Annotated in this window: 24 protein-coding genes, 1 tRNA gene and 3 pseudogenes; 16 read left to right on the forward strand and 12 right to left on the reverse strand. The window is 69.7% G+C overall.

Annotated elements, in window-relative coordinates:
• Positions 1-128: 128 nt before the first annotated feature.
• Positions 129-299: pseudogene (locus tag GWK61_RS28235) on the forward strand (IS5/IS1182 family transposase); the annotation flags it as partial.
• A 342-nt stretch (positions 300-641) separates the two neighbouring features.
• Here the strand turns inward: GWK61_RS28235 and GWK61_RS28240 are convergent.
• Positions 642-1,364: a GntR family transcriptional regulator gene (locus GWK61_RS28240; RefSeq protein WP_194913265.1), complete on the reverse strand. Its 723-nt coding sequence runs from the start codon at positions 1,362-1,364 to the stop codon at positions 642-644.
• A gap of 223 nt (positions 1,365-1,587) precedes the next feature.
• On the opposite strand from GWK61_RS28240, the gene GWK61_RS28245 reads away from it, so the two are divergent.
• The 4 genes from GWK61_RS28245 to GWK61_RS28260 are packed head-to-tail and all read left to right on the forward strand — an operon-like array spanning position 1,588 to position 3,274.
• Positions 1,588-1,797, forward strand: a complete 210-nt coding sequence (locus GWK61_RS28245) for a hypothetical protein (RefSeq protein WP_194913266.1) — start codon at positions 1,588-1,590, stop codon at positions 1,795-1,797.
• Entirely contained in the window at positions 1,764-2,195 is a 432-nt protein-coding gene (locus GWK61_RS28250) for a hypothetical protein (RefSeq protein WP_323747794.1), read from the forward strand. Before GWK61_RS28245 ends, GWK61_RS28250 begins: the two co-directional genes overlap by 34 nt.
• Positions 2,196-2,198: 3 nt before the next feature.
• Positions 2,199-2,681: an ATP-binding protein gene (locus GWK61_RS28255; RefSeq protein WP_194913268.1), complete on the forward strand. Its 483-nt coding sequence runs from the start codon at positions 2,199-2,201 to the stop codon at positions 2,679-2,681.
• The gene (locus GWK61_RS28260; protein ID WP_194913273.1) at positions 2,681-3,274 is read left to right on the forward strand and encodes a helix-turn-helix transcriptional regulator; all 594 of its coding nucleotides are present in this window, start codon (positions 2,681-2,683) and stop codon (positions 3,272-3,274) included. The genes GWK61_RS28255 and GWK61_RS28260 overlap by 1 nt, the downstream gene beginning before the upstream one ends.
• Before the next feature lie 79 nt (positions 3,275-3,353).
• Here GWK61_RS28260 and GWK61_RS28265 read toward each other — a convergent pair whose 3' ends face one another.
• On the reverse strand, positions 3,354-4,541 hold the full coding sequence (locus tag GWK61_RS28265; protein WP_228563077.1) for a S1C family serine protease: 1,188 nt from the start codon (positions 4,539-4,541) through the stop codon (positions 3,354-3,356).
• Positions 4,542-4,596: 55 nt separating this feature from the next.
• On the opposite strand from GWK61_RS28265, the gene GWK61_RS28270 reads away from it, so the two are divergent.
• The gene (locus tag GWK61_RS28270) at positions 4,597-4,791 is read left to right on the forward strand and encodes a hypothetical protein (RefSeq protein ID WP_194913275.1); all 195 of its coding nucleotides are present in this window, start codon (positions 4,597-4,599) and stop codon (positions 4,789-4,791) included.
• A gap of 128 nt (positions 4,792-4,919) precedes the next feature.
• On the opposite strand, the gene GWK61_RS28275 is transcribed toward GWK61_RS28270, so the two are convergent.
• The 3 genes from GWK61_RS28275 to GWK61_RS28285 all read right to left on the reverse strand — a co-directional run bounded on the left by GWK61_RS28275 (position 4,920) and on the right by GWK61_RS28285 (position 7,656).
• Positions 4,920-5,648 carry an ATP-binding protein gene (locus GWK61_RS28275; protein ID WP_194913277.1) on the reverse strand — a complete coding sequence of 243 codons (729 nt, stop codon included), beginning with the start codon at positions 5,646-5,648 and terminating at the stop codon, positions 4,920-4,922.
• 100 nt (positions 5,649-5,748) lie between these two features.
• Positions 5,749-6,618 carry a helix-turn-helix domain-containing protein gene (locus tag GWK61_RS28280; protein ID WP_194913278.1) on the reverse strand — a complete coding sequence of 290 codons (870 nt, stop codon included), beginning with the start codon at positions 6,616-6,618 and terminating at the stop codon, positions 5,749-5,751.
• 171 nt (positions 6,619-6,789) lie between these two features.
• Positions 6,790-7,656, reverse strand: a complete 867-nt coding sequence (locus GWK61_RS28285) for a helix-turn-helix domain-containing protein (RefSeq protein WP_194913280.1) — start codon at positions 7,654-7,656, stop codon at positions 6,790-6,792.
• A gap of 201 nt (positions 7,657-7,857) precedes the next feature.
• Here GWK61_RS28285 and GWK61_RS28290 point away from each other — a divergent pair, with 201 nt between their 5' ends.
• Positions 7,858-8,454: a TMEM165/GDT1 family protein gene (locus tag GWK61_RS28290; protein WP_194913282.1), complete on the forward strand. Its 597-nt coding sequence runs from the start codon at positions 7,858-7,860 to the stop codon at positions 8,452-8,454.
• Between the two features lie 37 nt (positions 8,455-8,491).
• Here GWK61_RS28290 and GWK61_RS28295 read toward each other — a convergent pair whose 3' ends face one another.
• Positions 8,492-9,094 carry a TetR/AcrR family transcriptional regulator gene (locus GWK61_RS28295; RefSeq protein WP_194913283.1) on the reverse strand — a complete coding sequence of 201 codons (603 nt, stop codon included), beginning with the start codon at positions 9,092-9,094 and terminating at the stop codon, positions 8,492-8,494.
• Positions 9,095-9,189: 95 nt separating this feature from the next.
• Here GWK61_RS28295 and GWK61_RS28300 point away from each other — a divergent pair, with 95 nt between their 5' ends.
• On the forward strand, positions 9,190-10,842 hold the full coding sequence (locus tag GWK61_RS28300) for an MFS transporter (RefSeq protein WP_228563078.1): 1,653 nt from the start codon (positions 9,190-9,192) through the stop codon (positions 10,840-10,842).
• A 67-nt stretch (positions 10,843-10,909) separates the two neighbouring features.
• On the opposite strand, the gene GWK61_RS28305 is transcribed toward GWK61_RS28300, so the two are convergent.
• On the reverse strand, positions 10,910-11,773 hold the full coding sequence (locus GWK61_RS28305; protein ID WP_194913287.1) for an SDR family oxidoreductase: 864 nt from the start codon (positions 11,771-11,773) through the stop codon (positions 10,910-10,912).
• 141 nt (positions 11,774-11,914) lie between these two features.
• Here GWK61_RS28305 and GWK61_RS28310 point away from each other — a divergent pair, with 141 nt between their 5' ends.
• Positions 11,915-12,325, forward strand: coding sequence for a winged helix-turn-helix transcriptional regulator (locus GWK61_RS28310; protein WP_194913289.1), 411 nt, complete (start codon positions 11,915-11,917; stop codon positions 12,323-12,325).
• A gap of 28 nt (positions 12,326-12,353) precedes the next feature.
• Complete coding sequence (locus GWK61_RS28315; protein WP_194913290.1) at positions 12,354-13,094, forward strand: tyrosine-protein phosphatase; 741 nt, start codon at positions 12,354-12,356, stop codon at positions 13,092-13,094.
• Here GWK61_RS28315 and GWK61_RS28320 read toward each other — a convergent pair.
• The 4 genes and pseudogenes from GWK61_RS28320 to GWK61_RS61575 form a co-directional block, all read right to left on the reverse strand.
• Positions 13,074-13,547: a GNAT family N-acetyltransferase gene (locus GWK61_RS28320; RefSeq protein WP_194913292.1), complete on the reverse strand. Its 474-nt coding sequence runs from the start codon at positions 13,545-13,547 to the stop codon at positions 13,074-13,076. The two genes, GWK61_RS28315 and GWK61_RS28320, sit on opposite strands and share 21 nt — an antisense overlap.
• Positions 13,548-13,563: 16 nt before the next feature.
• Positions 13,564-14,208: a LysE family translocator gene (locus GWK61_RS28325; protein ID WP_194913294.1), complete on the reverse strand. Its 645-nt coding sequence runs from the start codon at positions 14,206-14,208 to the stop codon at positions 13,564-13,566.
• 47 nt (positions 14,209-14,255) lie between these two features.
• A complete protein-coding gene (locus GWK61_RS28330) occupies positions 14,256-14,429 on the reverse strand; it encodes a hypothetical protein (RefSeq protein WP_194913296.1) in 174 nt (57 codons plus the stop codon).
• A gap of 118 nt (positions 14,430-14,547) precedes the next feature.
• Positions 14,548-14,832, reverse strand: a pseudogene (locus GWK61_RS61575) (Gfo/Idh/MocA family protein); the annotation flags it as partial.
• A gap of 62 nt (positions 14,833-14,894) precedes the next feature.
• On the opposite strand from GWK61_RS61575, the gene GWK61_RS28340 reads away from it, so the two are divergent.
• Both GWK61_RS28340 and GWK61_RS28345 read left to right on the forward strand, forming a co-directional pair.
• Complete coding sequence (locus GWK61_RS28340; protein WP_194913299.1) at positions 14,895-15,686, forward strand: DsbA family protein; 792 nt, start codon at positions 14,895-14,897, stop codon at positions 15,684-15,686.
• A 10-nt stretch (positions 15,687-15,696) separates the two neighbouring features.
• The gene (locus tag GWK61_RS28345) at positions 15,697-16,344 is read left to right on the forward strand and encodes a class I SAM-dependent methyltransferase (RefSeq protein ID WP_194913301.1); all 648 of its coding nucleotides are present in this window, start codon (positions 15,697-15,699) and stop codon (positions 16,342-16,344) included.
• A gap of 224 nt (positions 16,345-16,568) precedes the next feature.
• Here the strand turns inward: GWK61_RS28345 and GWK61_RS28350 are convergent.
• Positions 16,569-16,652 (reverse strand) — tRNA-Leu (locus GWK61_RS28350).
• Between the two features lie 472 nt (positions 16,653-17,124).
• Here GWK61_RS28350 and GWK61_RS28355 point away from each other — a divergent pair.
• The 4 genes and pseudogenes from GWK61_RS28355 to GWK61_RS28375 all read left to right on the forward strand — a co-directional run.
• Complete coding sequence (locus tag GWK61_RS28355) at positions 17,125-18,150, forward strand: FHA domain-containing protein (protein WP_194913307.1); 1,026 nt, start codon at positions 17,125-17,127, stop codon at positions 18,148-18,150.
• Between the two features lie 21 nt (positions 18,151-18,171).
• Positions 18,172-18,702 carry an FHA domain-containing protein FhaB/FipA gene (locus GWK61_RS28360; protein WP_194913308.1) on the forward strand — a complete coding sequence of 177 codons (531 nt, stop codon included), beginning with the start codon at positions 18,172-18,174 and terminating at the stop codon, positions 18,700-18,702.
• A gap of 19 nt (positions 18,703-18,721) precedes the next feature.
• On the forward strand, positions 18,722-20,806 hold the full coding sequence (locus tag GWK61_RS59840; protein ID WP_323747795.1) for a PP2C family protein-serine/threonine phosphatase: 2,085 nt from the start codon (positions 18,722-18,724) through the stop codon (positions 20,804-20,806).
• A gap of 8 nt (positions 20,807-20,814) precedes the next feature.
• Positions 20,815-22,257 (forward strand): annotated as a pseudogene (locus GWK61_RS28375) (FtsW/RodA/SpoVE family cell cycle protein); the annotation flags it as partial.
• Positions 22,258-22,666: the final 409 nt, after the last annotated feature.

The following is a 22,666-nucleotide window of genomic DNA, read 5'->3' on the forward strand; positions in this document are numbered from 1 at the left end:
CCAGATCCAACACGCCGTAACCACTGGAGAGCCGGATGACCGTAAACGGTCACGTCCGGTTCGGCGGGAGGCCGCGCGGAAAAAGGACCTGACCAGTTCAGGAACCTCGCCGCGCGGCCGACCCAACATCGTGGATGAACGGCTACGGCAAGATCCGGCGTTGTTTCGAACGCGACGGCCAGGTCGTCGACTTCTACCTCTACCTCGCCGCCGCGTTCGTCACCGTCCGTGCCCTCATCCGGGAAGCCCGCACCCGCTACCGATGGGACACACGACCCACCACTCGACGCCTGAAATGACCCCTATCCTCGGTCGCTCTTAGTCGCGGTGAAGGTTGATGGTGAGCGTTTACCGCCGCCGCTGAGGAAGCGTTCCACAGAACGGTGCCCGCATAGCTTTAGGTAGACGAGTCCAGCGCTGTCTCCCGTGGCGCGGTCGAACCGGTTGCTGCCGGAGCTGTCGCGCTGCCGCAAAGTGGGGAGATTCGGGCGTTATGGCCACCCGTGTGGCGCTCGGTGTCGTGCGGTCGCGATGGCGTGCTGGCGACGTTCGTGGCCGATTCGGCCATGACGGTGCAGGCGGCTTCAGCCCGGGCCGAAAGAATACTGATACGACAGTATTATGCGAATCCAGCCCGAGCCTTATGCCGGCGGCGTGAGCGGCTGGTAGTACCGCACTCCGTAGAGGTGCCCGCTGGTGATCATCACCGTTACCTCGAGGACTTTGCCGCTCGCGTCGGTGATGGTGCGGAGTGTGCGCATGACCGGGATCTGGTCGGGGAGTTCGAGGGTCTGGAGTTCCTCGGTTGTGGGCTCGCGGACTTGGATCTCGTCCATGAGGCCGCTTTGTTGCCAGCCGAGGGCGGCCAGGACGGTTGGTTCGGTTGCCAGGTCGCGGTGGTGTTGGGGCTGGTCGAGGGCGGTGCCGGAGATGACTGAGTCCGGGTAGTACGACCACTCGATCTCGACCGGCTCGTCGTCGCGGAGCATCAGGCGTTTGCGGAGGAGGGCGGTTTCGCCTTCGGCCAGGCCGAGTTTCTGCGCCGCGTCCGATGGTGGGCGCTCGGGGCCGATGTGCAGGATCTGGTAGGTGATGGTGCTGGCCGGCGGTTCGAGCTGGGAGGTGGCCTCGCTGATCCTGATGCGGTCGCCGCGGATGAACAGGGCCTTGCCTCGGCGGCCCTCGACGAAGCCTTCCGCCTTGAGCATCGCCACGGCCCGCTGGGCGGTGTTCGTGGTGGTGCCGTAGAGCTCCTTCAGGCGCTCGAAGGTCGGCAGGGTGCCGGTGATGTCGCCGGAGAGGATCTTCGCGCGCAGGTCGGCGGCGATCTGCGCGGACTGGGGACGGTTGTCCACGCGCTTCATGAGTCGCAGGCCCCTACTTTCATCAGTTCCCTTCCATGCGCACCTCAGCGACACAGTAGCAGCACTACGCCGGTATGCGGTGTTCGAGGGTGGGACGTGGCAAATCCTCCGTTATCCTTGTCGGGATACTGTTAAGTCAGTAACCTGAGGTGCGCCTCTGCGATCGGAAGTTAACGGCGCGTCACGAGATCGCATGGCACGTTCCGCCGAAAGGAGACCGAAGGTGCCTCGATTCGAGTTGAAGTCCGCAGCCGACCTCGCGGTGGGGGATTGGGCCCACATCGACGGGGCCTGGGTGCGGGTCCTGGGATGCGTGACCGATGCGAGCGGGTGGACGCGCGTCACCCTCGACCGCTTCCCGCTGCCGGAGACGGTGGTGCATCGGACCGTGGAGATGCCGTGGTCGCGAACCCAGCCAGCGGGTTCGGCATGAGGCGGCCGGAGGACCTCAGGGCCTTTCTGGCCGAGCACAGCGACGGCCGGGTGATCGGCCGGGTGCCGGCGATGTTCGGCATCGCCGTGACGCCGGCCGAGGCCGAGTTCCAGCGCCGGCTGCTGTCCGCGGGCCACTCCAGCAGCTACCTGGCGGTGCTGGGGCTGGCGGCGACGCTGACCTTCGACGCCGGGGAGTACTTCCCCGCCGGGGAGGAGGTGCGCCGCGACCAGAGCGAGTGGCACGGCTACCACCGGGGCTTGCAGACCGCCCTGGCGTGCCTGGTCATGCACGAGACCGGCAGCAATCCACGCCAGGCCGCGCTCCAGGTCGCCGAGCACACCGAGACGCTCATCCGCTGCCGGTGGAACACCCGGCCGACCAAGGCGGGTGAGTGAGCCGTGGATATCTGGTCGAAGGAGTTCGCCGGCCGGCCCGAGTGTCTGGCCGAGGCCCGCCGCTTCACCTGCGCCGTGCTCGGGGACTGCGACGCGGCGCACACCGTCGCGCTGATCGCCGACGAACTGGCCGGCAACGCCATCAAACACACGGCCAGCGGTCGGCCGGGAGGGGAGTTCGTCCTGCGGCTGGTCCGGTTCGCCAACCGCTGCCTGGTGCGCGTCGACGACCAGGGCGGGCCCTCGACGCCCTCGGTGCGTGCTCCGGCCGACGAGGACGAGTTCGGGCGCGGCCTGAGCATCGTCGACATGCTCGCCGCCCGCTGGGGCGTCGACGGCGACGAGAACGCCCGCTCGGTCTGGGCGGAGATCACATTCGAAGAGGCACCGGCGATATCGGGGCCTCCGGGCCCCACCGCCGACCTCCCCCAACAGTTGAGAGCCAAACGAAAGGTCGGCATGACGACGGACGACTGGAAGCGTTGATGGGGTTGCACGTCGACGCCGGTGCGGAACGGGCCTTCGCGCGGATCATCAATGGTCTGCGAGCCGCACGCTTAGAAGTCGGGCTCTCCCAGAACGCGCTGGCGGTGGGCCTGCCGGTCCGGGGCAGAGCGGTCTCCGAATGGGAGACAGGGGCGATAGAACCCACCCTGGGGCACCTGATCCAATGGTCCCGCGAACTCGGCCGACGGCTGGTGATCATCGGCCGGGACGGGGAGGTCCGCAACGGTCCGCTGCGCCAGCGCCCCGGCGAGACGTGGGAGTCCTTCGAGCGGCGGCGGTTGGCGGTCCCGTTACGGAACCGCCGGCTGGCGCTGGGGATGGCTCAAGGGCAGCTCGGCGAGCTGGTCGGGGTCAGCCGGGACTCGATCCAGCGGTGGGAGCTGGTCCGGGTGCCGCCGCGGCCGATCGCGCACGTCGTGTGGGCGCGGCAGCTCGGCTACTCGCTGGATGTGCGGCCCATCGCCGAGATCGTTCCGCGCCTGCGGCGTCCCGGAACCGGTTTGCCCGGAACCGCTTTGCCCGCTGGCGATCACGACTTCTACACACGGCAGTATGGGCGACGGAACAGGTGAGACCGTCGCCATGTCCCCGTAAGCGGACATGGCGAACGCCCCGGAGCCACCATCCGGGGCGTTCGCGCTCGGGTGTCAGCTAGCTCATCTGTCCGCCTTCGAGCTTGCTGAGCATGGTCTTCACCTGGTTGATCGGGATCGAGAACCCGAGGCCGACGCTGCCGCCCTGGGAACCGTAGGCGCTGGTCGGCGAGTAGATCGCCGAGTTGATGCCGATGACCTGGCCCTGGGAGTTGAGCAGCGGGCCGCCGCTGTTGCCGGGGTTCAGGCTGGCGTCGGTCTGGATCGCGCTGTAGGTGACCTGGCTGCCGCCGGAGAACCGGCTCGACGACCCGCTGCTCACCGTCACCTGGCGGTTCAGGGCGCTGACGATGCCGCTGGTCACCGTGCTCTGCAGGCCGTCGGGGGAGCCGATGGCCACCACCGTGTCGCCGATCTGGACGTTGTCGCTGTTGCCCAGGCTGGCCGCGGGCAGGCCGCTGACGTTCTGGGCCTTGATCACCGCCAGGTCGCTGCCGCTGTCGTAGCCGACGATGGTGGCCTGCGTGGTCTTGCCGTTGTTGAAGGTGATGGTGATCTGGCCGTTGCCGTTGGCCGCGTCGGAGATCACGTGGTTGTTGGTGAGGATCAGGCCGTCGGAGCTCAGGATCACGCCGGAGCCGACGGACTTGCCCTGGTAGGAGTCGACCGCGACCTGTACGACGGTCGGCAGGGCGGCCTTGGCCACCTGTCCGACCGTGGTGCTCGGGGTGCCGGTCTGGTTGCTGACCGGGGTGTTCACGGCCGTGTTGTTCAGCGGGGTGCCCGACGAGGCGGTGTTCGAGGAGTTGTTGTGCGAGGTGATGCTCCCGGCGATGCCGCCGGCGACGGCCGAGGCCGCGATGGTCCCGGCCACGATCAGGGCGAGGCCCGTCCGGCGCTTGCGCCGCGGCCGCTGCGGCGGTTCCGGCGAGAAGGCCGGTATCGCCGAGTAGCCCGGGCCGCCGGGGCTGCCAGGGCCTCCCAGATGGCCCGGACCGCCAGGATTGGCGTAGCCCGGCGTCACCGAGGTGATCGGGGTGTACGCGGGCATCGCGCCCGAAGAGGTCGAGGTGGCGGACAGGTCCGAGGAGGCAGCGGAGGCGGAGGAGCCGGACGGGTCGGAGGGGGCCGACGAGGAGGCGTGGGCCGGACCGAGCACCGGCCCGGAAGACGGGTGGCCCCACGGCTGCGGGTTGCCGGCGGCGGGCTGCTCCGGCTGGTACGGGTCGTGCTCGAATCCGGTCATGGTGTAGACGATGCGCCGGGACGATGAGAGTGCCTTGCCGAGAGCATGAGAATCGGTGAAGAAAGCCGTGAAGCAGACGGCCCGATTCCTAAGGAACTACCGGTGCCTGTCTTCAGGAAGCGAGTTGTCCGAGGTCACGGCCGCACGCGATCATCATGCGATGGACCGCGATCCGCTCGGCGACGCTCGGACCCTGGTGCACGACCGTTATCCACAGGCTGTGTATACCGTTCTGGCGGGCAACATCTGACTGCGCACCGCACCGCACCGCACCGCAGGCTTGGATCCGGACCGCGTCCGGAGGTCACGGCACGACGACGGCCACCCGGTCGCCTGCCACCCTGTCGCCGACCCGGCCCCACGCCGCACGACCTCGCCCTATTGCCCGCCGCCGCCCGGCGAAGACTCTTGCAGCGCAAGCGGATTCGGGAACGGCGGCCAGAACGGCAGCGGCCGCGGGCCGAGCGTTTCGGCGTACGCGTTCTCGACCAGGGCGCGCATGAAGGCGGCGTGACTGGCCTGCTTGCGGAGCCGCTCGGCCCGCGCGGGATCGAACGGCACCCTGCCGGGCCAGCGGGCGGCGGGGACTTGGGGAGGCGAGGGAACATCCTGATATGACGGGTCGTCCTCGGCGTCCAGGGCCTGCGCCACCGACTCCAAGGCGTCCAGCATCCCGCCGGACATCACCGCGTCGATACCGGTCTTCTGAACGGGATACGGGATCTCGGCCCACACTGCCCGCGCGCAGCCGTCGCCGAGCACGCCCCACTTCTGCGAGATCGCCGCGACCATCGCCAGCCCGCGCCCGGACTCGCAGTCCCATTCGGCGTCCTCGTCTATGCCGTCGACCACCACGTGCGGCACGGTGGGCGAGCCCTCGTCGTCGACCCGCACCTTCCAGCGGTCCGCGAAGGCCGCGAGGTGCACCACGAACTGCCCGCCGGGCGCGCCGCTGGCGGTGTGCACGATGGCGTTGCCGGCCAGTTCGGAGACGGCCAGGACCACCAGGTCCGCGCCCGGCGCGTCGCCGAGCACCATCTGCGTGAACTGGCGGACCTCGGCGAGGTTCTCGGCCAGCCCGGGGAAGGAACGAGACCAGTACGACAACGGGGGCCTCCCGGACGGTGGGGAGGGGGCGGTTCCACCCTCCCGTCAGCCAGGCTAGCCCCCAAAGCGCCCCTCTTCAGGGCATTTCAAGGAAGTTCCCTTATTTGGATGATGCTTCCTCATCCAGGTTTAGCGGGGGCAGCCGCGCGAGGTCCATCTCCACCCGATTGATGAGTCCGATCGCCTCTTCACCGTATACGGCCGACTCCTCGAAACGTCGGAACTGCGCCACGTGTGTCGACACCTTGTCAGGCTGCGCCATCAGCAGCTCGCCGGTGAACATCTCCACGGCGACCTCGCGGTCGTCGTACAGCGTGAAGGTGACCATCGGCAGCCCGCGCATCGCCGAGGTCCAGGGCAGGATCCCGACCCGCACCCCGGGATGCACGGCCATCTGCCGCAGCCGGTCGAACTGCGCGGCCATCACCGTGAGCTCGCCGGGCCAGGTGCGCAGCACGCCCTCGGTGATCAGGAAGGTGAACTCGCGGCCGTCCTCGAACAGCACCGACTGCCGTTCGGTGTGGGTCATCGCGGCCTTGCCCACCTCGCGCTCGGACAGCCAGGGGGTGAGCCGGTTGGCGTCGCGGGCGTACTCGGCGGTCTGCAGCAGGCGCGGGATGATCGAGTTCGAGAACGTGGACACCGCCGAGCAGACCCGCTCGCGGTCGGCGATCTGGTTCAGCAGTGTCAGGCCCTTGCCGTAGCCGCGGTTGCTCGCGGCGTCCGCGGCCGCCTGGCCGAGCAGGTCGAACAGGCTCTCCTGCTCCTCGGCCGGCAGGTTCAGGGCGGTGACGATCCGGGCCAGCACGTCCCGGCTGGGGACCATCTTGCCGTGCTCGACCTTGGACACCGCCGAGGAGGTCACAGCCGCGGCGGCCGCCAGCTCGCCGCTGGACAGCGCGCGCTCCATCCGGAACTGCCGGATCCGGCCGCCCAGCTTGGCCGCGTATGGACTTCGCACCGCACTCATACCCATTGGTTCTACACCACTTGTGAGGAATCGGTGACCGATCCGGCAGGATCAGTAGCCGGTGGTCACCTGTATGGATTGTGTTGGACTGGGCCGACGACCCGACGTGCGCCTCGTCCCCCCGGTGACCGGCGGTCCTCGGCCCTCCGGCGCGGCTCGCGCCCCGCCGGCTCAGCCGGTTCCTGCCCCGGCCGGGGCCGGGATAGACGCCATCGGACGCCTGTCACTCGTAAGAAGCCCGGTGACCGTCTCCAGGTCGAAATCGGCGCTGGCCGCGTAGCCGTCCAGCACGGCGGCGTGCGCGGTGATCTCGTCGGCGCGGGAGAGCAGCAGTTCGCCGGTGAAGGTCTCCACGGCCACGGCGGCGTCGTCGTGCAGTGTGAATCCGTACAGCGGGAACACCTCGGAGACCGCGGCGGAGTCCGGCACGATCCCGATCCGCACGCCGGGCAGCGCCGAGAGCACGCGCAGCCGGTCGGCCTGGGTCGCAGCCAGCGTCGGCGGGCCCGGGCACAGCCGCAGGGCGCTCTCGGTCAGCAGGAACTCGAAGCTGCGGCCCTGTTCGAACAGCACGCCCTGGCGCTCCAGGTGCAGCGCCGAGGCCCGGCCGAGTTCGCGCTCGGACATCCAGGGCGTCAAGCGGGCGGCGTAGCGGGCGTAGTCGGCGGTCTGCAGCAACGGCGGGATCATCGACGTGGAGAAGGATCGCAGGACCGTGGTGTTGCGCTCGCGCTCGGCGATGGCGTCCAGCAGCGCCAGGCCCCGGCCGTGCCGGCGCCGGTCCGCGGCGTCGTCGACCGCGCGGGTGAGCAGGTCGCGCAGATCGGTGCGGTGCTCGTCCCCGAGGCCCAGGACGCCGAGCACCCGCTCCAGAACCTCTGTGGAGGGAAGCATCATGCCGCGCTCGATCTTCGACACCGAGGGTTGGGTGACACCGGCGCGGGCGGCGACTTCGAGTCCGGACAAGCCGAGGTCCAGTCGGTGCCGACGCAGGCGCCGACCGAGTTCTTCAGCTAATACGCTGCGTGCTGGGCTCATTCCCACAGTGTGGCCGCCACCGCGGAGGATCTGGGAGGGTTTCCGGGACTAATGCCGTGTCTATCACCCGGTCGAGCTACCATCATTCAATGCGATCTTGGATATCCGGCGAGGGTGGCGCCGGACCGAGTGCTCATCCATAGACCTGTTCGGCCTTCACTCCGGTCCGGTTCGCTGTAGTTTGACGCTCGTGAGCGCCGCATGAGTCCGGCCGCCCTCGTCACCGCCTTCGGGGTGGTGTTCCTGGCCGAACTGCCGGACAAGACCGCCATCGCCTCCCTGATCCTGGGGACCAGATACCGCCCGTCCTGGGTCTTCGCCGGAGTGGCGGCAGCCTTCGTGGTGCACGTCAGCCTGGCCGTCGCGGCCGGCTCGCTGCTCACGCTGATTCCGCGGCGTCCGTTGGAGGGCATCGTGGCGGCGTTGTTCCTGGCCGGCGCGGTGCTGATGCTGCGCAGCCACGGACGCGAGGCCGGTGAGGAAGAGGCCGAAGAAGTCCCGGAGCTGGCCGCCGGTGCCGGGTTCGCCAAGGTGGCCGGGACCGCGTTCGGCGTGATCATGGTCGCCGAGTTCGGGGACCTGACCCAGATCGTGACGGCGAACCTGGCCGCGAGCTACGCTGACCCGCTCGCCGTCGGCCTGGGGGCCACGCTCGGCCTGTGGGCGGTCGCGGCGCTGGCCATCGTCGGCGGCCGCGGGCTGCTCAAGGTGCTGCCGCTGCACCTGATCGTCCGGCTGGCCGCGCTGGTGATGATCGTGCTGGCCGGCGTCAGCCTGTGGCAGGCGGTCGCCGGCTGAGCCGGTGAGGGCCGGTGAGGGCCGGGCGGCTGCCTTCTCAGGAGGCTGCGGCCGCCTTGTCGCGTGCCTCCAGGACGTCAGCGAGCTGACGCAGTCCGCGCGCCAGATCCGCGCCGGTCGGCGTGCGCTCGGTGTCCGCGAAGCGCTGGATCAGCAGGCCGGCCATCAGCGAGTACAGGACCGCGCCGGCTCCCAGCTCCAGGTCCGGGGGAATCTCGTCCTCCGGGATCCCGAGGATGAGGTTGGCCAGGCCCCTGCGGGCCTCCGGGATCGCGTTCCGGAACATCTCGCGCGCCCCGGGGATGTGGTCGAGCTCGATGATCAGCTCGAAGCTGGCCATCCACAGCGACTGGTTCTGGTCGAACGTCGCGGAGACGTCGTCGAAGACCCGGGAGAAGCGCTCCTGGACCGACAGTTCCGGTCCGGCCTTGGCGAAGGCCTGCTCCAGGTGGTCGCCCCACTCCCCGATGGCCTGGAACATCGCCTCGTTCATCAGCGCGTCCTTGGACCCGAAGTGGTAGCCGATGGCGGCCAGGCTCACGCCCGAGGCCTGGGCGATGTCCCGGGCGGTGGTGCGCGAGTAGCCCTTCTCCAGCAGGCACTTCTTGGCCCCGGCGAGGAGGTCGTCACGGTTGCTCATGGCGCGAGTCTACCCGAGTCTTAGACGGATGTCTTGTACGAGAGTCTTGAACAAAAGTCTTGCACGATCGTCCAAGACGGTTGTACGTTCGTCCCATGACGACGACGCAGAACGCTGCAACCGCTCCGGCCCCGCGGGCCGGCCGCAAGGAATGGATAGGACTCGCCGTACTGGTCCTGCCGTGCCTGCTCATCTCGATGGACATGTCGGTGCTGCTGTTCGGCCTGCCGTTCATCAGCGCGGACCTCAAGCCGAGCGCGACCCAGCAGCTGTGGATCATGGACGCCTACGGCTTCGCCCTGGCCGGTCTGCTGATCACGATGGGCGCCGTCGGCGACCGGATCGGCCGGCGCCGGCTGCTGCTGACCGGCGCGGCGGCGTTCGGCGCGGCCTCGGTGGTCGCCGCCTACTCCGGCAGCGCGGAGGTGCTGATCGGCGCGCGGGCCCTGCTCGGGGTGGCCGGGGCGACGCTCATGCCCTCGACGATGGCCTTGATCCGCAACATGTTCCACGACCCGAAGCAGCGGCAGACCGCCATCTCGCTGTGGACCGGCGGCCTGATCGGCGGGGTGACGCTGGGCCCGATCGCCGGCGGCGTGCTGCTGAACCACTTCTGGTGGGGTTCGGTGTTCCTGATCAACCTGCCGGCGATGGCGCTGCTGCTGGTCCTGGGCCCGCTGCTGCTGCCGGAGTACAAGGCCTCGAAGTCCGGCCACCGCTTCGACGTCCTGGGTTCGGTGCTGTCGATGGCGGCCGTCTTCCCGGCGGTCTACGGCATCAAGCAGCTGGCCGTGGACGGCTTCAGCGCCACCGCCGCCGGGGCGCTGGCCTTCGGGGTCGCGCTGGCCGTCGCCTTCGTGATCCGCCAGCACATCGCGAAGAACCCGCTGATCGACATGGAGCTGTTCCGCAAGCCGAGCTTCCGTGCGCCGATGCTGGTGAACCTGTGCGGCAACTTCGTCCTGATGGGCTTCAGCCTCTTCAACACCCAGTATTTGCAGTCGGTGGCGGGGATGCGGCCGTTCACCGCCGCGCTGTGGTCGATGGCCGCGATGCCGTTCATCAGCGTGGGCATGGGTGTCACCGGCGCCCTCACCGCCAAGGTCCGCCCGGGCCGGATCATCGGGGTCGCGTTCCTGGTCTCGGCGGCCGGCGCGCTGGTGCTGACCCTGGCCCACCCGGGCAACCCGATCATCGTGCTGCTGGTCGGCGCGGGTGTCGCGGCCGGCGGCGTGGTGGCGGCGCAGAGCATCGTCGGGAACATGGTGATGGCCGCGGCCCCGGCCGAGCGGGCCGGTTCGGCCTCGGCGCTGAACGAGACCGGTGCCGAGCTCGGCAGCTCGCTGGGGATGGCGCTGCTGGGCAGCGTCGGCGCGGCGATCTACCACCACAAGATGGCCTCAGTCAGAATCGCCGGGGCCGCCGGGGTCCCGGACGCGGCGGTGCGGGCCGGCCACGAGACCATCGGCGGCGCGGACGCGGTCGCCGGGCAGTTCCCCGGCCCGGCCACCCACGCACTGCTGACCACGGCGCGGGACGCCTACTCCTCCGGCCTGCACACCGCGGCCGCGGTCGGCTCGGTGGTCCTGGTGCTCACCGCGGTGTTCGCCCTGCGGGCCCTGCGCAACGAGCCGGTTCTGCCGGCGGCTCCCAAGAAGGAGAAGAAGGACAAGAAGCAGAAGCACAACAAGGCGGCCAAGACGGAGGCGTCCCTTGAGCTCTCCCCTGACTACGCCGCAACCGTCTGAGCGCACAAAGACGTCCGCCGGTCTCCGAGGGGGGAGATCGGCGGACTCTGCGTTTCCTCCGGCGGAATCAGGCCTTCAGCGCGTCCGTGACGGCCTCGGCGACCGTGGTGGTCGGGCGGCCGATCAGGGTGCGCAGGGTGTCGGTGACGTCGGCCAGCGCGCCCTCGGCGATCTTCGAGTCGGCGTCGGCGAGGCCCTTGGACAGGAAGTCCGGCAGCCCGAAGCCGGCCAGCGTCCTGCGGTACTCCTCGGGGTCCAGGTTCACGGCCGCCACGTCCTTGCCGGCCTGGCGCGAGACCTCGGCGGCGATCTCGGCGTAGCCGTAGGCCTTGTCACCGGTCAGCTCGTAGGCCTTGCCCTCGTGGTCCTCGGTGGTGGCGACGACCGCAGCCGCGGCGGCGTAGTCGGCGCGTGAGGCGAACGCGGTCAGGCCGGAGCCGACCGAGCCGATGATCGCGCCGTGCTCGACGGCGTTCGGCAGGCTCGCGGTCAGGTTCTCCCAGTACCAGTTGTTCCGCAGGAACGTGTAGGGCAGGCCGGACTCCTTGATCGCAGCCTCGGTGTCCTTGTGGACCGAGGCGAAGGGGATCGGGTTGGTCTCGGCGTTGGGGATCGAGGTGTAGATCACGTGCCCGACGCCGGCCGCCTTGCCGGCCTGGATCGCGGTCAGGTGCTGGTTGAGGCGGTCCTCGTCGGAGCCGCTGGAGGAGATGAAGACCCACTTGTCGGCGCCGCGCAGGGCTTCGGTCAGGCCCGGGACGTCGGCGTAGTCGCCGCGCACGACCTGCACGCCGCGGCCGGCGAGGTCCTGCGCCTTGTCCGGGGTGCGCACGACGGCGCGGATCTGCTCGGCGGGCACCCCGCGCTCCAGCAGGTCTTCGACGACGAGCCGGCCGAGGTGGCCGCTGGCGGCGGTGACGGCGATGGTCATGAGGACTCCTCAGGGTGTGGCGGCCCGAGCGGGGCGCTTTCTCTTGGTTAGTGCGATCCCCACAGTGGCACTAACTTTTGGAAAGTGCAACCCGGAGCGCAGTGCTTCCGTTCGGAAAGTGCGTGAGGTACCGTGGAGGGCATGAGTACGCGCGCCGCGACAGCCGACCCGGAAGAGCGCGCCCTCGACCTGGCCTACGACGTCCTGCAGGCGCGCTGTCCGTCGCGCCACGCGCTGGAGCACGTGACCGGCCGCTGGGGCACGCTGATCATGATGGCCCTGCGGGACGGCCCGGTCCGGTTCAACGAGCTGCGCCGCCGGGTCGACGGGGTCAGCGAGAAGATGCTGTCGCAGGGGTTGCAGGCCCTGGAGCGGGACGGTTTCGTGGCCCGCGAGGTGCAGTCGACGATGCCGCCGAAGGTCGAGTACCGGCTGACGGCGCTCGGCGCGGACACCGCGAACCTGCTGAAGGACCTGGTGACGTTCCTGGAGGCCCGGATGCCGGACGTCGAGGCCGCGCAGGTGCGCTACGACGAGGCCGCCTCCGCATAATCGGACGCGGTGATCCACACTGGGCCCCATGACCCGACACGTGGAATTCCAGCGCCTGCACAACTTCCGTGACCTCGGCGGCTATCCGACCGCCGACGGCCGCGCGACCAAGTGGGGCGTGCTCTACCGGTCGGACAACCTCCGGAAGCTGAGCGAGTCCGCCGACGTGGAGCGCTTCCTCGCGTTGAACGTCGCCACGGTCGTGGACCTGCGCTATCCCTGGGAGATCGAGCAGTCCGGCCGGGTGCCGGACTTCCCGGGCTTGCGCTACGTCAACCTGAGCATCGAGCACCAGCCATATGACCAGGGCGCGTTGGGGGACGACTTCGATCCGTGGCGCTTCCTCGCGGATCGCTATATGGAAGTCGCGCAGGACGGCGTCAAGGAGATCCGCGGCGTCCTGGAGGTCATCGCCGATCCCGAGTCCGAGACCACTGTCTTCCACTGCGCCTCCGGCAAGGACCGGACCGGCATCATCGCCATGCTCGTCCTCAGCCTGATCGGAGTGTCTGAGGAGAACGTCGTGGAGGACTTCGCCCTGACGGAGTTGGCGACCGAGCGGTTGATCGCGGACTGGAGGGCGTTCTACCCGGGCCGCGAACTCACGTGGTCCGCCTATGCGCGCGCGCCTAAGGAACCGATGGAGCTGTTCATCACTGATCTGAAGTCCCGCTACGGCTCTGTAGAGGGCTACGCAGAACAGGAACTCGGTGTCGACGACGGTCTGGTCGCCGCGTTGAAGGCGAAGCTAGTCGACGTCGAGGGCTAGCTCGATCGACATTGGGACGAAGCCGTAGCGTTGGTAGAAGCGGATCGCGGCGCTGTTCGCCGTATACGCGGAGACGTGGAGACGTGCAGCGCCGCGTTCTTGTCCCCAGGCGATGAAGTCCTCGACCAAGCGGCCGCCGATCCCTTGTCCTCTATAGGGAGTCGCCACGTGTGTGCTGACCAGTTCGGCGCGCGCCGCGGTCCACATGGAGGACGCCGGGCTGAACGTGCCGATCAGGTGCCCGACGACTCTGCTCTCTTCTATGGCGACCAGTACCAGGGCGTCCGGGGCCGCGATGAGCCCGGCGCACCAGGTGCGATTGTTGTCCCGGGGCCAGTCCGGGTCGCGCAGCCGATCCCGCGTGAGGCCGTCCTCGGCGAACAGGTCGGCGCTGTCGTGGGTGAGGCCGTCCAGATCGTCCAGGGTCGCCGGGCGGATCTCGATGTCGGTCATGTCCGGGTGATACCCGTCAGCTGTTCTCCACGACCATCCGGACGGCCAGTCCGAGCATGACGGTTCCGGAGATCTGCTCCATGCGCCGACGCACCTTGCGGCGGCTGAAGAACGTGCGCAGCCGCTGGACGCACCACACGTAGAGCGAGTAGTAGAAGACCTCGTACACGGCCCAGGCGGCGGCCAGCAGGACCATCGTCACGAGCTTCGGGGCGTGTGCCGGGACGAACTGCGGCAGGAACGACATCGCGAAGATCGCGGCCTTCGGGTTGGCCAGGTTCGTCAGGAGCCCGGCGCGGTAGGACCACAGCGGTCCCCGGGTCCGTGCGTCGCCGTCGGCCTCGTCGGGCTCCTCGGCGCCGTCGTCGCCCTTCATCCGGCGCGCGGAGCGGAAGGACTGGACGGCGAACCACACCAGGACGCAGGCGCCGACGACGCGCATCCCGTCATAGGCGATCTGGGAGGCCGCCAGCAGTGCGGTGAAGCCGAAGGCGGCGGCGCATCCCCAGACGAAGACCCCGCTCTCGTTGCCGAGGACCGTCGCGAATCCGGCGCGCTTCCCACCCCGGATCGACTGGCGGATGATCAGCGCCGTGCTCTGTCCGGGCACCGCGGCGACCGCCGTGCAGGCGATGAGGAAGGGCAGCAGGGTTGCCAGCATCTGTTCATCGTCGGCACGTGCGGTGGCGGCGGCAAGCGGATTTCGTCCTATCCCGCTGCGTGGAACGCCTCAACGGCCCGCTGCACCCGCAGTCCCGCGGCGAAGTCGGCCAACGTCGACGGCCGGCCGCGGACCGCGCCGACGAACTCGGCGAGGCGGGTGTCCTCGCCTCCCTTGGGCCCGGTGAGCTCGACCGGCTTCCAGCCGCTCACGTCGCCCACGGAGAGGTCGCCCCACGAAGTGATCCGGTAGGAGCGGTGAGAGCCGTAGAGGGTCCAGGCGTAGGTCTCCGGTCCGGCTGCGACGTTTTCCCGTGAGGCGGACGGGGATCCCGTTCGCGGAGAACAGTCCGGTCGCGGAGGTCTCTCCGTCTTCTCCGTAGGAGACCTCTGTATGGACTGTGGTGAGCGGTCCTACGACGCGGTCCGTGAGAAACACATAGTGGGAACCGACTTCGCGCAGGAAGCCGCCTTGCTCGCGGCCGGCGACCCAGCGGGCGTCCTCCTGGAACTCTCTGGGCCACTCTGGGAAGAGCAGCTGGATGTCCACGCTGAGGACGTCACCGGCTTCCCCCGCGCGCACCGCAGGGAGGACTTCCACTGCGGAGCTCCGGTCGGAGAGCATGTAGTTGAGCGCGTTGACCAGACCCGTGCGTAGTGGGAGGCGCTGCTATGTAGACGGCGTCGATGTCGTGGGAAACCGGCCTGCGGGAGGTCATGACCGGCACCGCGGGGGCGGCACGCGTCGCGGCGCCGCCGACCGACACGATCCTGCGCAAGGGTCGGTCCTCGCTCCGGTGGCGGAACGGGCTGACGGGATCCGGGGTGCTCGGGGTCGTCGCCGTGGCGGTGCTGGTGGGCACCTCGTCGGGGGCCGGATCCGTTGGCGGCTCCACGCAGCCCGCAGTGGCGGCGGACGCCGTGGTCACGATGGGGCCGGCGTCGGCGAAGACCAAGGTGGTGCTGTACGAGGACTACCGCTGCCCGACGTGCAAGGAGCTCAATACCGGGCTCGACTCGGCGCTCCAGCAGGACGCCGCCGCCGGGAAGATCCAGATCGAGTACCGCCCGACAGACCTGATCGACAGGAACGATGCGGCACGCGGCACCGGATCCGTGGCGGCGGGCAACGCCGTGCTGTGCGCCGCCGAACGCGGTGACTTCTACGCCTACCGCGACGCGGTGTACGCCCACCAGTCGGTGGGAGCCACTGACTTCTCCCAGTCGCCGGCACAGCTCATCGATGTCGCCCGCACGGTTCCGGGTCTGGACACGCCTGCGTTCGAGAAGTGTGTGGACGATCAGCCTTATGCGGCAGGGATCAAGCACAACCTCGACACCGCTATCAACACGGTGCGTTGCCCCGGAGTGCCTTGCATCGACGCTGCCGGAAAGCAGTGGAGTGGGTCGGTCGTGCAGGGCCAGGATCTGGGAGCAGCGGTCAATATCTGGTTGTCGCAGATCATTGCGTCGGCCTAGTTTGACGCGCGTGAGCTCTGACCCGAAGGCGATCATCGAGTCCGGATACGATGCCGTGGCCGCGGAGTACTTGTCCACGTTCGGCGAAGCCGTACCCGACGATCCGAGGGTCCGCTTCGTCGGCGAACTGGGGAACCACCTCGCCGACGGCGCCCGCGTCCTCGAACTCGGATGCGGCGCCGGCGTCCCCGCCACGGTCCTGCTGGCTCAACGTTTTGACGTACTCGGCGTGGACATCTCGGCCGGCCAGCTGGCGCTCGCCGCGCAGCGGGTGCCGCGCGCCGGCTTCCAGAAGGCCGACATGACGCGGCTGGAGCTGCCCGAGGCCTCGTTCGACGCCGTCACGGCCTTCTACAGCTTCAACCACATCCCCCGCGCCGAGCAGCAGCCGCTCCTGGCCGCGATCGGCCGGTGGCTGCGGCCCGGCGGCCTCCTGCTGGCCTCGTTCGGCCGCGGCGGCTCGGCCGACGACGTCGAGCCCTGGCTCGGCGTCCCGATGTTCTTCGCCAGCCACGACCCCGCGACGAACACCCGCCACCTCGCCGAGGCCGGTTTCGTCCCGCTGGTCGACGAGTTGGTGAGTATGGAGACGGGGCTGGGGCGCGAGACGTGGCAGTGGGTGCTGGCGCGCCACGGGGAGCTACGGACTCGACCGTAAGTGCTATCCCCGAGTGTCCGAACTCGATCACCCGTTCGGCGGCGTTCGGCCGGACGGGTGGAAAATGTGATTTCGATCGCGCAATTCGCCGGGTGCGACCGGGCCTCCGTGACAGTTCCGGAAACCGCGCCGGAAGCAGTGTCAGAAGCAGTGTCGGAAAAACAGAAGAGGCCCGATTCCCTGGTGATCATCACCGGAACCGAGCCTGACTTCCGACTCACAAGTGCGCGAGGGGGGAGTTGAACCCCCACGCCCTTTCGGGCACACGGACCTGAACCGTGCGCGTCTGCCTATTCCGCCACTCGCGCTCGCTCTTGCTGCACAAAGATTAGCACGCGGCGGAGGTCGCTCTGGCCAATATGGCGGCAGCCTCCGAGGCAGTGCTCATCACATCCCGGTACGTCCGGTGATCTCCCGGTTCGGCGCGTCCGAATCCGGTGGGAACCGGCGAGGGGTGTCGCACGTCCTTGTGACGAGAGGGTGTTCACCTCCCGGTCTCCGGCCGGCTTCGCGCTGCTCGCCGTCGCCGCTTTCGGGCGGCTCGCTGAGCTGCGCGGGCACGGCCGTGCGGCTGATCTCGCGGCGATGTGGGTACGCAGCGGGGGACGGGGTGGTTACGATCTCATCCGTAACAGGCACGCGGAGCGGACGTCGCAGGCGGCGGACGGTGCGCGTGACCGTGGGTCCGACGACGGCAGCGCCCCGGCGAGGGTGCGTTGCACGACAGAATGGTCTGCGAGGCCGGTCAACGCTAGGCTGGCGCGCCGGAAGGGGGTGTCCGTGGGAGTCCTACAGCGGTTCGAGCGACGCATCGAAGGGTTGGTCAACGGCGCCTTCGCCAAGGCATTCAAGTCCGAGGTCCAGCCGGTCGAGATCGCGTCCGCGCTGCAGCGCGAGTGCGACGACCGGGCGGCCATAGTCAGCCAGGGACGCACCATGGTGCCCAACGACTTCACGGTCGAGTTGGGCGGCGTGGACTACGAGCGGCTGGCGACCTACGCCGGTCCCCTGGGCGCCGAACTCGCCGAACTCGTCCGCGAGTACGGTGCGGAACAGCGCTATATGTTCGTCGGACCAGTCGAGGTGAAGTTCGCGCGCGCGGCCGATCTCGACACGGGGATGTTCCGGATCCAAAGTCAGGCGTTGGCAGGAGTGGTGCCCGTGTCTCAGATGCAAGGCGAGCCCCAGGGCTATGATCCCTACGGCCAGCCTCCCCCATACCAAGGCGGCCCTCAGGGCCCGCAGGGCCCCGGTGGACCCCAGGGCCCGGGCGGCCCGCAGGGTCCCGGCGGACTGCAGCCCGTGCCGCCGCCGAACCCGGTGCCGCAGCCCGCGCCGTGGGGTGCCCCGCAGCCGCCCCCGCAGGGGCAGGGCGGTCCCCAGCCCGGCTGGGGCGCTCCGCCTCCCGGCGGCCAGGGCGGCTACGACCAGGGCGGGTACGACCCGTACGGCCAGCCGCCGCCGCAGCAGGCCGGCTGGGGCCCGCCCGGGGGGCAGCAGCAGCAGTACGCGCCGCCGCCGCAGTCCCAGACCCAGTGCTGGGTGGAGATCAACGGCGCGCGGCACATGCTGACCAAGCCGGTCACCACCATGGGCCGGGGGACCGACGTGGACCTGCGGGTGGACGACCCGTCGGTGTCGCGCCGGCACGCCGAGATCCGGATCGGGACGCCCTCGTACGTCTCGGACCTGGGCTCGACCAACGGCATCGTGGTGGACAACCAGCACGTGACGCAGGCTCCCCTGCGCGACGGCTCGGTCATCCACCTGGGCACGACCACCATCATCTTCAGGCAACAGGGTTAGGGCGAGGCGGACCCACTACAGATGTCCCAGCTGACCCTCACGGTAATTCGGCTCGCCTTCCTGGTGCTGCTGTGGCTGTTCGTGTTCTCGGCGGTCGGGGTCATGCGCTCCGACCTCTACGGGTCCCGGACGAGCAAGCGCCAGCAGGCCAAGGCGGCCAAGGCCGCGGCCGCGGCGACGACCCAGGCGGTCGCCACCCGCGGCGGCGGCGCCCGCGCGCCCTACCAGCCCGGCGCCCGCCGCGGCGGCCCGCCCATGCCCACCCGGCTGGTGGTGGTCGGCGGCTCGCTGGCCGGCACCACCGTCAACATCACCAGCGGCCAGCAGGTGACGATGGGCCGGGCGCACGACTCGACCATCGTGCTGGACGACGACTACGCCTCCAGCCGGCACGCCCGGCTCTATCCGGACGCCTCCGGGCAGTGGATAGTCGAAGACCTCGGCTCCACCAACGGCACCTTCCTCGGGCAGACGAAGCTGAACGCGCCGACCGTGGCACAGATCGGTGTCCCGATCCGCATCGGCAAGACCGTGCTCGAGTTGCGCGCATAGGCATAAGGAGAGGTGCCAGATGGCTCTTGTGCTCAGGTACGCGATCCGCTCCCATGTCGGGCTGATCCGGGAGGGCAACGAGGACTCCGGTTACGCCGGCCCGCGCCTGCTCGCGATCGCCGACGGCATGGGTGGCGCCGCGGCCGGCGAGCTGGCCAGCGCCGTCGTGATGACGACGGTCTCGCGGCTGGACACGCCGGGCGGCGAGGATCTGCTGTCCGGGACCGGCGAGCTGCCCGTGATGCAGGGCGGCCAGCCGCTGCCCGGCGGTCCGGCGGCTTCCGGGCCCGCAGGCGTGCCGGAGAACGAGCAGACCCTGCACATCTCCCAGCACGACCTGGCCGCCCGTGAGTCCGGGCACCCGCACTCGGCCCCCGACCCGACGCTCGGCGAGCCGGACCTGGCGCTGCTGGGCGGCGCGGTGGTGGCGGCCAACGAGCGGCTGCGCGCCATCGTGGCCGAGCGCCCGGAGCTGGAGGGCATGGGCACCACGCTGACCGCGATGCTGTGGTCCGGCGGCCGCTTCGGCATGGTGCACGTCGGCGACTCCCGCGCCTACCGCCTGCGCGACGGCCTGCTGGAGCAGATGACCGCCGACCACACCTGGGTGCAGCGCCTCATCGACGAGGGCCGGATCACCGAGGAGGAGGCGGGGCACCACCCGCAGCGCTCCCTGCTGATGCGCGTCCTGGACGGCCGTACGCAGGTCGAGGCGGACATCGGCACCTTCGACGCCTACGCCGGCGACCGCTATCTGCTGTGTTCTGACGGCCTGTCAGGATTTGTTTCACAGGAAACACTGGCCGAGACGCTGGCCGCCTACGCGGACCCGCAGCAGGCCGTGGACACGCTGATCGAGCTGGCGCTGCGGGCCGGCGGCCCGGACAACATCACCTGCATCGTCGCCGACACCCTCGACGACGGGGCGATCCCCGGCACCAACCCGAACGAGTCCACCCAGATGCTGGGGTCGCTGACCCCGGTGGTGGTCGGCGCGGCCAGCGAGGGCGTGGAGCAGCTGCCCCGGTTCAGCACCCCGGCCACCGGCGGGCCCGGCCCCGGGGGCGGTCAGCAGGACGAGTTCCCGCAGAACCACCCGGCCGGCCGAGCCGCGCGCCTGCGCTCCCGGCGCGGCCAGCAGAACCAGCAGAACCAGCAGAACCAACAGAACCAACAGATGACCGCCGAGCATCCGGGCGGGCCGGTGGCCACCGCGGCGCCGCAGTACGACCCCTCCGCGCAGACCGCCGAGATGGATCCGCTGCCCGGGCAGCGCGGCGGCATGCCCGGCGTGGAGAACCAGCATCTCGGGCTGCCGCGTCATCCCGGCGAGGCCTACGGGGGCCCGGATGGCGTGCCCGGCGGTCCGCGTGCCCCGGCGCCCGCCAAGCGGAGCAAGAAGGGCCTGCTCATCTCCGGAGCGGTCGTCGTGGTGCTGGCCGCCGCCGCGGGCGGTGCGTACGTGTACAGCCAGGGGCAGTACTACGTGACGCCGTCCTCGGACAACAAGCAGGTGCTGCTGTACCAGGGCATGTCGCAGCTGTCGTTCGCGTCGTCGCAGGAGTCGCTGTCCGCGGGCCCGCTGTGGATCAACGCGGTCCCGCAGAGCAAGCGCGCGGACCTGTACAAGACCCAGTCCTTCAGCTCCAAGGACGCCGCGCTGGCGTACTTGGAGCAGTACCGTGCGGCGGCCAAGTCCTGCACCGACTACCGGCACAGCCAGCCGGCCATCCAGAGCCAGCCGCAGCACGCCGCCACGTCGGTCAAACCGGCGGCCGGCTCCGTGGCGGCGCAAGCAGTGCCGCAAGCAGTGCCGCAAGCAGTGCCACAAGCGGTGCCACAAGCGGTGCCGCAGCAGAACCTCGCCCCGTCCTCGCCGCCGACCGAGTCCAAGCAGGGCGCGCCGCTGGCGAACGGTCCGGCCTCCACCATGCCGAGCAGCACCGCGCCCGGGAACCCGACCGGCTCCTCCGCCTCCGGCGGCGGCCAGCAGGGATCGCCGGAGCCCCAGAATCCCTCGTCGCCGACCACGACGCCCCCGTCGCAGCAAGGTGACGACCCACAGATGAAGGCGTACTGCGCCGGAACAACGGACGGTCCTTAGCAGTGTCGATGTCAGCCGCCCCGCCCCGGCCCGAAGAACCCCTGATCCCCAAGCGCCGCAACACCGAGCTCCTGCTCAGTCTGTTCGCGGTGGCGGTCGCCATGTTCGCCTACGCCAACGTGGGCCTGGCCGACAACGGCAAGCTGCCGGCCGGCATGTGGGGCGTCGGCGCGGGCCTGGCGGCGGTGGTGCTCGTCGCCAACGGCCTGATCCGCTACGCCGCGCCGTACGCGGACCCGCTGTTCCTGCCGCTGGCGATCTTCCTCAACGGCATCGGCCTGGTGCTGATCCACCGCCTGGACATCTACGACTCCGAGCACTACCAGGCGCTGCACAAGGCCAACCCGGTGAAGTTCCACATCCCGCCGGCCGGGTCGACGACGAACCAGCTGATGTACACCGCGCTCGGCATCGCCGCGATGGCGGGCTTCCTGCTGTTCGTCAAGGACCACAAGATCCTGCAGCGCTACGCCTACATCTCGATGGTCTCCGGGCTGTTCCTGGTCGCCATCCCGGCCGTGCTGCCGGCCTCGATCTCCAGCGCCAACGGCGCCAAGAGCTGGATCCGCTTCCCCGGCGGGGTCTCGGTCCAGCCCGCCGAGTTCGGCAAGCTGCTGCTGGTCTCGTTCTTCGCGGCGTTCCTGATGGCCAAGCGCGACGCGCTGCGGGTGGCCTCGCGCCGGGTGCTCGGCCTGAACATCCCGCGCGGCCGGGACATGGGGCCGATCGCGGTCTGCTGGGTGCTGGCGATGCTCATCCTGGTCTTCGAGACCGACCTCGGAGTCTCGCTGATGTTCTTCGGCGCCTTCGTGGTGCTGCTGTACATCGCGACCGAGCGGACCTCGTGGCTGGTCTTCGGCCTCACCGCGTTCATCGGCGGCGCCGTGTTCATCGCCACTACGGTGCCGCACGTCAAGCAGCGCGTGGACAACTGGCTGCACCCGTTCAACGGCGAGATCTGCGCCAACTCGATCCCGACCCCGAAGAACTGCCCCTCGGACCAGATCTCGCAGTCCATCTACGGCTTCGCCACCGGCGGCATCTTCGGCAAGGGCCTGGACCAGGGCCGGCCCTGGCTGGTCGGGTTCGCCAAGAACGCGGACTTCATCCTGGTCACGGTCGGCGAGGAGCTCGGCATGGTCGGGCTGTTCGCGCTGATGATGGTCTACACGCTGTTCGTGATGCGCGGCTTCAAGACCGCGCTGCTGATCCGCGACAACTACGGCAAGCTGCTGGCCGCCGGTCTGGCCGTGACGTTCGCGCTGCAGGTGTTCATCACCGCCGGCGGCGTCATGCGCGTCATCCCGCTGACCGGTCTGCCGATGCCGTTCCTGGCCGCCGGTGGTTCGGCGCTGGTGGCGAACTGGGTCGTGGTCGCGCTGTTGATCAGATTGTCCGACTCCGCGCGGCGGCCGCTGCCGCCGGCGATCCCGCTGACCGACGACGAGCTGCGGGCCATGCGCCTGGCGGCCGCCCAGCGGATGCCGTCGAACGCGGTCCAGGGGCGGCACGCCCAGCCGGCGGCGCCGCAGGGCCCCGACGGTCCGCAGAGTCCGCACCCGCTGGCGCAGCCCGGTCTGGGCCAGAGCGGTCTCGGACAGACCGGACTGGGACAGACAGGGCTCGGGAAGACGGGTTTCGGCCCGGGTGAGCCCGGCGGCCCGACGCCCCCGGGCGCGGCCGATCCCACGCAGGCGATGCCCGTCCGTCCCGCCGGCGCCGCCGGTTCGGCCAGTGCGGCCGACGTCACGCAGGCCGTCCCCTCCCAGCCCCGCGGTTACGGAGAGCAGACGATGCTGCGCGCAGCGGAGGCGACGCAGGCGATGCAGGCCACATCCGGGCCGAGGCCGGAACCGGAAC

Source organism: Catenulispora rubra (assembly GCF_015356825.1).
In the GTDB taxonomy this organism is placed as follows: Bacteria; Actinomycetota; Actinomycetes; order Streptomycetales; family Catenulisporaceae; genus Catenulispora; species Catenulispora rubra.